General features: G+C 36.1%; 12 protein-coding genes. 8 read left to right on the forward strand and 4 right to left on the reverse strand.

Annotated elements, in window-relative coordinates:
• Positions 1-85 precede the first annotated feature (85 nt).
• The 5 genes from mtnP (at position 86) to QZ055_RS05155 (ending at position 5,412) form a co-directional block, all read left to right on the forward strand.
• A complete protein-coding gene (gene mtnP / locus QZ055_RS05135; RefSeq protein ID WP_105089206.1) occupies positions 86-880 on the forward strand; it encodes an S-methyl-5'-thioadenosine phosphorylase in 795 nt (264 codons plus the stop codon).
• A 42-nt stretch (positions 881-922) separates the two neighbouring features.
• Positions 923-1,987 carry an S-methyl-5-thioribose-1-phosphate isomerase gene (mtnA, locus tag QZ055_RS05140; RefSeq protein WP_295825086.1) on the forward strand — a complete coding sequence of 355 codons (1,065 nt, stop codon included), beginning with the start codon at positions 923-925 and terminating at the stop codon, positions 1,985-1,987.
• Positions 1,988-2,056: 69 nt separating this feature from the next.
• Positions 2,057-3,301 carry an adenosylhomocysteinase gene (locus tag QZ055_RS05145; protein ID WP_295825087.1) on the forward strand — a complete coding sequence of 415 codons (1,245 nt, stop codon included), beginning with the start codon at positions 2,057-2,059 and terminating at the stop codon, positions 3,299-3,301.
• A 53-nt stretch (positions 3,302-3,354) separates the two neighbouring features.
• On the forward strand, positions 3,355-4,644 hold the full coding sequence (locus QZ055_RS05150; protein ID WP_295825089.1) for an amidohydrolase: 1,290 nt from the start codon (positions 3,355-3,357) through the stop codon (positions 4,642-4,644).
• Positions 4,645-4,749: 105 nt separating this feature from the next.
• On the forward strand, positions 4,750-5,412 hold the full coding sequence (locus tag QZ055_RS05155; protein WP_287512413.1) for a hypothetical protein: 663 nt from the start codon (positions 4,750-4,752) through the stop codon (positions 5,410-5,412).
• Positions 5,413-5,523: 111 nt separating this feature from the next.
• Here the strand turns inward: QZ055_RS05155 and QZ055_RS05160 are convergent, their stop codons facing one another.
• Entirely contained in the window at positions 5,524-6,273 is a 750-nt protein-coding gene (locus QZ055_RS05160) for a class I SAM-dependent methyltransferase (RefSeq protein WP_295825091.1), read from the reverse strand.
• Between the two features lie 147 nt (positions 6,274-6,420).
• Between QZ055_RS05160 and QZ055_RS05165 the strand changes: the two genes are divergently transcribed.
• The 3 genes from QZ055_RS05165 to QZ055_RS05175 all read left to right on the forward strand — a co-directional run bounded on the left by QZ055_RS05165 (position 6,421) and on the right by QZ055_RS05175 (position 9,162).
• Positions 6,421-7,359 (forward strand): DUF1848 domain-containing protein, encoded by a 939-nt coding sequence (locus QZ055_RS05165; protein WP_295825095.1) that lies wholly within the window; start codon positions 6,421-6,423, stop codon positions 7,357-7,359.
• Between the two features lie 146 nt (positions 7,360-7,505).
• Positions 7,506-8,417, forward strand: a complete 912-nt coding sequence (locus tag QZ055_RS05170; RefSeq protein ID WP_295821236.1) for an HAD family hydrolase — start codon at positions 7,506-7,508, stop codon at positions 8,415-8,417.
• Between the two features lies 1 nt (position 8,418).
• The gene (locus QZ055_RS05175; protein ID WP_227720903.1) at positions 8,419-9,162 is read left to right on the forward strand and encodes a DUF4241 domain-containing protein; all 744 of its coding nucleotides are present in this window, start codon (positions 8,419-8,421) and stop codon (positions 9,160-9,162) included.
• A 108-nt stretch (positions 9,163-9,270) separates the two neighbouring features.
• On the opposite strand, the gene QZ055_RS05180 is transcribed toward QZ055_RS05175, so the two are convergent.
• The 3 genes from QZ055_RS05180 to QZ055_RS05190 form a co-directional block, all read right to left on the reverse strand.
• Positions 9,271-9,420 (reverse strand): hypothetical protein, encoded by a 150-nt coding sequence (locus tag QZ055_RS05180; RefSeq protein ID WP_005386608.1) that lies wholly within the window; start codon positions 9,418-9,420, stop codon positions 9,271-9,273.
• 671 nt (positions 9,421-10,091) lie between these two features.
• Positions 10,092-10,709 carry a phosphatase PAP2 family protein gene (locus tag QZ055_RS05185; protein WP_119207183.1) on the reverse strand — a complete coding sequence of 206 codons (618 nt, stop codon included), beginning with the start codon at positions 10,707-10,709 and terminating at the stop codon, positions 10,092-10,094.
• A gap of 195 nt (positions 10,710-10,904) precedes the next feature.
• A partial coding sequence (locus QZ055_RS05190) for a VanW family protein (protein WP_295825097.1) occupies positions 10,905-11,502 on the reverse strand: 598 nt, incomplete at its 5' end.

Raw genomic sequence — 11,502 nt, forward strand, 5'->3', positions numbered from 1 at the left:
TACAGGCTACTAGGTTTTTCCTATAGCCTGTTTTTCTATTCTATGAGAAAATAAAAGATAGAGTGATTAATAATAGGAGGTCACAATGAGTGCAATTGGCGTAATTGGTGGTACTGGCGTTTATGATCCATCCATCTTTGAAAATATTCATGAAGAATCCTTAATGACACCATATGGTGAAATAGATTATGTACAAGGTACATACCATGGGAAAACGGTAATCTTTGTTGCTCGTCACGGCAAAGATCATACAATTCCTCCACACAAAATTAACTATCGTGCTAATATTTGGGGTCTAAAAAAATTAGGCGTTACATTTATTATCTCTACAACAGCTGTAGGTTCTTTAAATGAAAACTTCAAGCCTGGTCATTTCGTTTTGACAGATCAATTCTTAGATTTCACGAAGAACCGCATCACTACATTCTATGAAGGTGGTGACCGTCCAGTAGCACATCTGGATGTAACAAATCCTTATTGCCCTGAATTACGTGATATTCTTCAAAAGGTAGGTACTGAACAAGGCCTAACAATTCATAATGGCGGTACCTATGTTTGTACAGAAGGTCCTCGTTTTGAAACACCAGCAGAAATTAAAATGTTCCACATGCTCGGTGGTGATACAGTAGGTATGACAAATGTACCGGAAGTAAATTTAGCGAATGAAGCTGAAATGGCATATGCTACTATTTCTATGATTACAAACTATGCAGCAGGTATTTCTGAATCTGCTTTGACACATGGTGAAGTGGTAGAAATGATGGGCGACATGGCAGCTCAACTTAAATCTCTTATTTTAGGTGCTATTGATGCAATCGATGTAGATGCTCGTTATGACGCACATAATCGCATGCAAGAATATGGTGGCTTTAAACTATAATCCATTCATAATGAAATACAATAGTTCATCAAAGGAGAAGGTATGATTAATATTGAATGGCGTAAAGATACGCTAGTACTATTAGATCAAACTAAATTGCCTACTGAAATTACGTATGTTCACTGTACAGATTGGCGACAAGTGGCTGAAGCTATAAAAATGCTTCGCGTTCGTGGCGCACCTGCTATTGGTGTAGCTGCCAGTTATGGCCTCATTTTAGCGGCTATGGAAGCAGGGCGTTTGGAGGTTCCGTTTAGTGAACAACTTACAAGCTTATATGAATTTAGTGAGACCTTAAAGGAAACTCGTCCTACAGCAATCAACTTGGCTTGGGCCGTAGATCGTGTTATCTGTCTTGTAAAAGAGCATGTTGAAAGTATGTCTTCTATGAGTGAAGTAGTAGAGCTCATTACAAAAGAGGCTATTACAATTCACGAAGAAGATGTGTCATTGAACCGTCGTATGGCAGAAGCAGGGGCCACATTATTTGAAGGGCAAAAGAATATTCGTATTCTAACTCATTGTAATGCTGGTGCGCTAGCTACAGGTGGTTTAGGAACAGCACTTGGTGTTGTCCGTAAATTACATGAAAATGGTCAATTGGAACGCGTGTATGCTGATGAGACACGACCATTATTACAAGGTGCTCGACTTACTGCCTTTGAACTTCATGAGGACGGTATCCCTGTTACTCTTGAGACTGATAATATGGCGGCCTATGCGATGCAACATGGCCTCATTGATGCCGTTATTGTAGGTGCAGACCGCATCACTACAAAAGGTGATGTAGCCAATAAAATTGGTACCTATGGTGTGGCTGTACTAGCTAAATTCCATAACATTCCATTTTATGTAGCGGCGCCATACAGCACATTTGATTTTACCCTTGAAAATGGTACTGATATTCCTATTGAGATGCGCGATGATTATGAAGTAACATCTCTACATGGTGTTCAAACTGCACCTAATGGTATTGATGTGCTTAATCCAGCCTTTGATGTGACACCACATGAATTGGTGACTGCCATCATTACTGAAGAAGGTGTATTAAAACCAAACTACGAAGAGTCTATTGATAAGCTACGTCAGATCGTAGAATCTAAATAACAAAAAATCCAAGTGGATTAACGATACATATTTTTATTTAATCTACTTGTATGAGTAAAAGGAGATATTATGCAATCTTTAATTAAAGATATTAATTTAGCCGCAGAAGGCCGTAAGAAAATTGACTGGGTTTCCAACTTTATGCCTACATTAAATACATTGGGCGACCGCTTTGAAGCAGAACAAACTTTCAAAGGTCAAACAATTGTTGTAAGTGTTCACTTGGAAGCAAAAACAGCGTATTTAGCTACAGTTTTAAAACGCGGTGGTGCAGATGTTATCGTAACTGGTTCCAACCCATTATCTACACAAGATGATGTAGCTGCAGGTCTCGTTGATATGGGCCTTACTGTATATGCTTGGTATGATTGTACTGAAGAAGAATACTTCAATTTCCTTAATAAGGCACTTGATCACAAACCGCACATTATCATCGATGATGGTGGCGATTTGGTAAACTTGTTACACACAACTCGCCAAGATGCTAAGGAACGCCTTTTAGGTGGTAGTGAAGAAACAACTACAGGTGTACATCGTCTCTATGCTTTAGAGAATGCAAAACAATTGACATTCCCTATGATTGCAGTAAACGATTCTTACTGTAAATATCTCTTTGATAACCGTTATGGTACAGGTCAATCTGTTTGGGATGGTATTATGCGTACTACTAACTTAACCGTAACAGGTAAAAATGTAGTTGTTGCTGGTTATGGTTGGTGCGGTAAAGGCGTTGCTATGCGTGCAAAAGGCCTTGGTGCTTATGTATATGTAACAGAAGTAGACCCAATTAAAGCGATTGAAGCAGTATTTGATGGATTCAAAGTATTACCTATGATTGAAGCTGCTAAAGTAGGGGATATTTTCTGTACTGTAACAGGTTGTAAAGATGTAATCGTGAAAGAACATTACGAAGTAATGAAAGATAAAGCTATCTTATGTAATGCTGGTCACTTTGATTGTGAAGTTAATGTAGCTGATCTAACTGATCTTGCAGTAAGTCATGAACGCGTTCGTCAAAATATTGAAGGCTATACTATGGCAGATGGTCGCAAACTCTATGTATTGGCTGAAGGTCGCCTTGTAAACCTTGCTGCAGGCGATGGTCACCCTGCAGAAATCATGGATTTATCCTTCGCAATGCAAGCTCTTGCAGCAGAACATATTTTACATAATGGCAAAGATATGGAACCTAAGGTATATGTATTGCCTCATGAATTAGATGCGGAAATCGCTAAATTAAAATTAAATTCCATGGGTTACGATTTAGACTCCTTAACACAAGATCAAATCGATTACCTTACAAAAGTAAATTAATTAACCAAATATAACCGAGCTACTTTAGCTCGGTTATACCTATGAGGAAACCTATGTCTGATTTATTGATTACTAATGTAGACGTCCTCACCAATGAGGGTGTTCTTAAAAATCATGCTATTGAAATTGAAAATGGCTATATTACAGCTATTTTAAAGGATAGTGAAGCTATTAAGGTTAAAGATTATGCTAAGGAAGTGCTCGATGGTAAAGGCCAATTGGCAGCGCCAGGTCTCGTAAATACCCATACTCATATTGCGATGGGTCTATTTAGAAACTATGCAGATGATCTTGAGCTTATGGAATGGCTTGAAACAGCAATTTGGCCGACAGAAGCAAAACTTAACGACGATTATGTTCGTTATGGCACTCAACTTGGCATTGCGGAAATGCTGCGCACTGGCACTACAACCTTTAGCGATATGTATTTCTTTATGAATACTACGGCTGAGGTAGTAAAAGAAACGGGCATTCGCTCTGTATTATCTCGTGGCTTAGCAGGTGTTTCTCCAACAGCAGATCAAGCATTAGTTGAGAATGCTGATTTATTCCGCACATGGAATGGCTTTGATAATGACCGCATCAAGGTATTACTTGGACCACATGCGCCATATACTTGTCCAGATGCTTATATGGAGAAGGTTATCTCCTTATCTCATGAATTAAATTGTGGCATTCACATGCACTTGTCCGAAACTAAAGGGGAAGTGGAGAATGTTATGAAAGCTACAGGTAAAACTCCAATCGCTCATATGCATGAATTAGGTTTATTCTGGAATACTACATTAGCTGCACACTGTGTTCATGTTACAGATGAAGATATGGCAATTATGGCTGAAAACAATGTAGCAGTAGCACATAATCCACAATCTAACCTAAAATTAGCAAGTGGTATTGCACCAGTTCCTGAAATGATCGATAAAGGTATTACTGTTGGGCTTGGTACGGATGGTTCCGCATCTAATAATAATGCGGACATGCTTGAAGAAGTACGCCTTGCGGCTACCTTACATAAAGGACGTCTCTACGATCCTAAAGCGATTCCTGCACAAGCAGCTTGGCATATGGGGACTGTAGAAGGAGCGAAAGCCCTTGGCTATACAGACCTTGGTGTTTTAGCGAAAGGCTATCGAGCAGATATCGTGCTATATGACGTAACTGGTATGCACTGGATGCCACGTTACAACGATTTAGCGGCACTCGTATACTCTGCAAACAGTTCTGATGTAAATACTACAATTGTAGGTGGCAAAGTTCTTATGAAAGATAAAGAATTGCTTACTATTGATGAAGAAAAACTTCGTGTAGAAATCACTATGGCTCAAGCGTATTTCAGTAACTAATATATTAAAAAAACTATAGCTGTAATTGATTAGCTTTTTCTTGTCTAGTTTAGTACTAGTTAGGTTTGTATTTATATAATATAAGTTTGTATGCGAGGTACTGCTATGCTAAAAAGAATACTTCAATACCTTTCACTTTGTATCGCCTTAGTTAGTTTGTTGATATTAGCTGGTTGTAGTAGTAATAGTGCGTCTTCTCAGCCTAAAGGAGCTGAAGGGGAATGGATTGCTTACTCAGGCTATACCGTTCAAAATGTAGTCAGCGCTGTTGATACGCCTATTTTTACGATGAATCTTACAGCTCGAAATGATAGTAAGACGATTTATACAGCAGATATGAAAGCTTATAACTATCAATATACGACGCCTGAAAAGAGACCTGTTATTGAATCTACTCAAATGGTAGGGGATATAAAGGAAACTCGTCTAAATTATATTACGGCTCTTACACTTGTAATGAGTGCTAACGATATAGTAGGTAACGCAGATAGCTCAAATTCTAATACAATCAAGATGGATATTACTGGCATACCAAATACTGCTCTTATTTATGATTCAAAAACAGATACTATTAAATTTATGGATCAAACCTTTAAACGGGTAAGCAATACAAATAATTTACAAACCTTGGCTGATGCGTATAAGAAAGATCTCCAAATAGCTTCTAATAAATATTTAGAAGAGATTGGCAATGCAGCAAATCCTAAAACAAAATTTATAACAACCTATAACTTTGATGACTCTATCATTAAAGACAATAAGAAATGATTTATAAAAGAAAACCCACTCATAGTATGATATATTCCTTTATTAGATACTTAATAAAAGGGGTACATATCATATGGAGTGGGTTTATTTTGTAATGTTTTACTTTGAATGCTATTTTATTACTTTTACCAAGAACATTGGTACAGGGATATAAAATTCATCTTTTTCGTTATAAATACGAGGTCCTACTGTGGAGTCAATAGTGACGGAGCTAGCACCTAATTTTGTGAGCACTTCTTTATCCCATTGAGGGCGTGTAAAGGATGAAATTTCAAGCATATGATAAATAGTATGGCACCGCTCTTTTAAATCATTGCTTACATGTTCATGGGCATGATGAACAGATGGTGGCAAGTCATGGTGATTGCGAGCATATTCCGCATCATAATTGAGGATTAAACCACCTGGACGAATGATGCGTAACCATTCTGCATAGGCTTTATCTGGATGTGGTAAGTTCCATGTTACATTGCGGGCTACAACAATATCAAAGGTATTAGAATCAAAGCTAAGATTTTCAGCATCCATGACGGAGAAGGTGGCATCGGAGTTTAGTGATTCGGCAAGTTGATTAGCTTCATCAATCATATTTGGGGTAATATCAATACCATGTACTGTATGGCCCAATTCAGAGAGAATAATACTAAAAAATCCAGCGCCACAGCCAATATCTAAAATGCGTAGAGATCGATCAGAGTCAAAGATATGGCTCATCAATTCATCACGCCAAAGCTTAAGTTTAGGGCTTTCTAATTCTTTAGCTCGCAATGACCCAAAATCACGTGCTCGATCGCTCCAATAAGCGGTAATAAACTCTTTGTCATCCTTCATAGGATGATTCTTTTCAAATATATCGTTCATCTTTTTGTTCTCCTCATTTTTAATACACTTAATAGTACCATAAAATGAGAATGTACCATACTATAAATATCACACTTACTACATAAATAATTAATATTGAATATGATATAATACATCTATATTTTTGTTTTATGAAAGGGCAGGACAATGATTTTACAGACGGGACAACGTACGGATATTCCTGCCTTTTATGGGCAATGGTTGATTAATCGTGTTCATCAAGGATTTGTAGATGTACGAAATCCCTATAACCCAATGCAGATAACACGGTATCCTATTAATCATGAAGTAGTAGATGGTATTGCGTTTTGTACAAAGAATCCTTTGCCATTTATTCCGCTCTTACATGAAATAAATGATTATAGACAGTTTTGGCACATGACTATAACCCCTTATGGTCCAGATATCGAGCCCTATGTACCAAAAGCAGATTCTGTAATAGACGGATTTAAACAAATATCAACAAGACTGAATCCTCAATCCATGGTGTGGCGTTATGATCCTATTATTTTAACCCATATCTACACAATAGATTTCCATTTTGAAAGCTTTTATAACATGGCTAAGGCGCTAGAAGGATATACGGATACGGTAGTTGTAAGTTTCTTAGATATATTTGATAAGGTGGCTCAGAACTTTCCTGAAGGTTTTAGACCAAGTGTTGATGTACAACATAACATTATTAAGGAGCTTATTTCTATTGCTCATTCTTGCAATATGGACCTTAAAACCTGTGGAGAAGGGGACGCATTTAAAGAATTAGGGGCTAATACGGAAGGTTGTTTAACCTTAGATTGTTATGAACGGGCTTGGAATGTTACGTTAAAAGCACCTAAACGGGCACCAGCGAGACCGGAATGTAATTGTTATTTACATGGTGATATAGGTGCCTATGATAGTTGTAGTCATTTCTGTCGCTATTGTTATGCTAATACAAATCAGGCGGCGGTCCGGCATAATCGTTTGTTACATGATCCAAATTCTAGTTTACTTATTGACCAGCTTTCAAAAACAGCAATTATTAAAGAAAGCATGGAAAAAAGCTGGATTATTGATACAAATTACAGGCAAGAAACTCTATTTTAGATGGAATTACGATGCTATATAACGATTATTTCGTTGACGTGTCGTGTAAAATAGATAACAAAGGGGGTTGTCAAAGAGACACCTCAGGAATATAAGAGGGTAGAACGACGATTGTTATGTTTATACTATATTAAAGGAGGTGTCGTATGATAACATACAAAAGTGATTCTAAAGATTCATCCTTGGGATCTCGTGAAGACTCTATGCCAGTCCTTGCCATGTGCTACGATTTTGATAAGACCTTAACACCGGATGATATGCAGGCACAAGGCTTTATTCAATCTGTTGGCTATGATGAGGAGCAAATCAAGCAGTTCTGGCAAGAATCGAATCAATTGGCTAAGAAAAATGATATGGATAATAACTTAGCCTATATGTACAAGATGATCCAAGAGGCTGTAGGTCGCTTTTATGTAACTAAAGAAAAGCTCATGGAATATGGGAATCAAGTAGAGTTGTATGATGGTGTTCGCACTTGGTTTGAACGTATTAGAGAGTATGGATTAGAACATGGTGTTCGCATTGAACATTACATTATCTCTTCTGGATTGAAGGAGATGATAGAAGGCACAGAAATGGCGAAAGAGGGAGCTTTCACTAAAATATATGCCAGTGCATTTATGTTCGACGACAAGGGTGTAGCCGTATGGCCTGCGCAAGCAATTAACTATACGAATAAAACTCAGTTTTTGTTCCGTATTCAAAAGGGAATTCTAGATATTAATGATACAGGCGTTAACGATTATATTAAGCCTGAGGACCAACGTGTTCCATTCCGCAATATGATTTATATTGGGGATAGTGATACAGATATTCCTTGCATGAGCCTTGTTAACGCAAATGGAGGCCATTCTATAGGTGTGTATGATCCTATTAAAAAGGATAAAGATAAGGTATATAAGATGATGCGTCATCACCGTATACGCTATTATGCACCTGCAGACTATACAAATGGTTCCCAGTTAGATACATTAGTTAAACAAATTATACGCAAAACAGCGGCATATGAAGTGTTAGAGGGCGAGTATATACATTGTAAACACGAAGCAGAGGAGTAATATGGAACAATCTAAATTGACAAGTGAATGGATTCAAACGTTTAACCGTTTAGGTTCTGAAGGTAAATTAAAACCTACCGTACCATATCATGATTTATTTAACCGTAAAGAGCTAAAAGGATTCCCCTTACATACATTACCTATGTGGACTGTAACATTCCCAACTGGTCATATTACATGCTGCGATCCTTTGGTAACATTACCTAATAAACCAGATACATATATTAGAACTGTAGAACCAGGTACGTATTTGTTAGAAACAAAAATTATTGAAATGGAACCAAATGAGTATCGCTATGTGGCAAGCCGTGTTGTTTTTAGTGGCAATGAGCCTGTTAACTATGAATTGGCTTTAAAAGGTACGGAAGACTTAACAGATCTTGATGATGGTGAAAGCTACATCGGGTTCCCTGTAGATTCTGGACTTGCTACTGTAGTTGATGCAGAAACTATCGAAACCTATAGAAAGTTCTATGATCAATGGCATACAAACTATCCTGATAAAAATATCTATGATGATTACTACAGTGATTTGTTCCAGTTAAATGCATTGGCATATCCACAATTCCAACGGTCTAAAGGGGATTGGATTAACTTTACAATTCCTGAAACTGAATTAACAGTACCTATGATTCAATCCGGCTTTGGAGATGGTTTATATCCTGTATACTGGGCCTTTGATAAAGATGGTCAAATCTGCCAACTGATTATGGAATATATTGATTGCAGCGAAGCATATCAATAATATGATCTAGTGTAGTATGTAAAGATATAAGCCAAATAAACTTAATATATACAAAAAAGACGCTTAGAATACTAAGCGTCTTTTATATATTATATTTAATTGTAAGGTCTAAACTCCGAAAATCCAGTTAACGAATACACGAAGGATACTAAGACCTACAATAATTTCGGCTAAGAATCTTAAGGAACCTTCCATACCATTACCTAAATGTTTTAAACTGCCAATTTTGGCTTTACTTACGATGTCACACCAGCACATATAATACCTCCGTGAGAGTTAATATGAGTAAATTACATAACTTATATGCTTATTTTACAACCTTATATCAAAAATTTCAATATGTATTTAAAATTAAATAATAATAATTCTACACATACATCTATAATAATAAAATTATAGTTACCATAAACCTACATAAAATAAGGAATCATAAGCATCTAGTTAGTTTGGTATATATTAAGGTTATGTAAGACTTATATAAATATATATAGCTAAATGATGTTATATAAAAAGATAGTTGTATTAGATACAAAGCATTATTTAAGAGCTTATATGTATATACACCTAAGGTTAATGATTAATAGGCTTAAAAAACATAGTTTAAACATTTACATATATTAAGTTTTATATAGTGAGATTAACTAGGTTACATAAATTAAATTAGAATTATAAGGTTAGATAAATTGAGTTAAATATTGTGTAATGGACTGGATTACATAATATGAAACGATAGGATCTGTTGATTGATTAATTTAAAGGCTTATTTGGGTTGAAATGTAAATAAACTAGCTTATAGATATATAGGCTAGTTTTTTATTTGTTTTTAAATTACTTCCGATAACGATATATTATCGGAAGTAATTATATAAAGAAAATTGGGCCTATATGACCCAATCCCTTATGTTATGTAGTTTTTTAGCTTATTAAGCTTATTTGCGTTTAAATGTGTATGGTTCGTATTCTACATCATTATGACGGTTAGTCCACCAGTTCCAACCGATTCTTGCAAGCTTCCATGCAATGAAGCCTACGATGATTCCCAATACTAAGCCTGTTAATACATCTGTTGGATAATGTACAAATAGATATACTCTAGAAAATGCTACTACTAATGACCCAAGTAATGCTATAATTCCTAAATATCGCTTCTGAGGCGCTATTTGACTCAAGCCTAGGTAAATGGTCATGGCTGATGCAAATGAACCAAAACTATGGCCTGACGGGAATGAATAACTATTTGCTTTTGGTAACGCAGACTCTAATGGTACTGTTACATTAGGAAAATCTACAAATGGTCTTAATCTAGCTACATGTGGTTTTAAACCTTGGTCACCGATGATTAATACAAATCCTAATGCAATTATTATAGCTACGCCTAATACACGGTATTTTTTTTGTAACATCAATAATAAGGCAATGACAATCCATAAGGCACCGCTGCCAGTAATTTTTGAAATAAATGCCATAATTGGTGTTAAAAAACTATATACAAGATGGTCATGTACATAGAAGATCAAGGAGTGATCAAATTGTAAGATTGTGTCCATAGTTTCCTCTTCTATTTAACTAAATGATAATTATTGAGAATGATTGAGAATAGATTATATCCTCAATATTCTGTATTGGATTTCCATATACTTTGTAATATGTATATATTGGTTTCTCAATTACATCCAAATAATAGCCTAAACTATTTATACCTCATGGTCAATAGTTTAGGCTATATTTAATAAAATCTTTAATTATGGTTTCTTTTTATCTGCTTTTTTAGTTGAACCTTCAGGTGGCATTGTTATGATTGTATCTACTGGGTCATATACAGATTCAAAGGAATCAGTTTGTGTAACCCAATTACCATATGTTATGGTTCTATACGTATTCATTGTTAAGCCTACATGCCCTTCTTGTACTTCTTTTTCTTTTAAAGACGGATCTACGCGTGTAATTGTCTTATTTGGTATTTCACTACGATCACCAACTGAAATAGATACATTTTTAGGCTTGTCTTGAGCAGTACCTATAATATAGATGGTTAGTGTACCATGATTCATCACACTGAGGATATAAATGGATTGCTGGTATGGATTTCTAAACTTAAAGTCCAAATAGCCCCATGCTACTGTAGCATCACGACCAGCTTGAATATATCCAACAGGTTCAAAGTGAGGTGTACGTTCTACAATATTCATGCCAGATAATAATGCTGTATTAAAGATGGTAGAACTAACTTGGCAAATGCCACCACCAATACCTGGAACTAATTTGCCATCAATCATTACCGGTGCATCATCATAGCCAGCCTCAGCAGTACGTTCACCTACAACATCGTTAAAGGAGAAT

It is taken from the genome of uncultured Veillonella sp. (assembly GCF_905209685.1).
Lineage (GTDB): Bacteria > Bacillota > Negativicutes > Veillonellales > Veillonellaceae > Veillonella.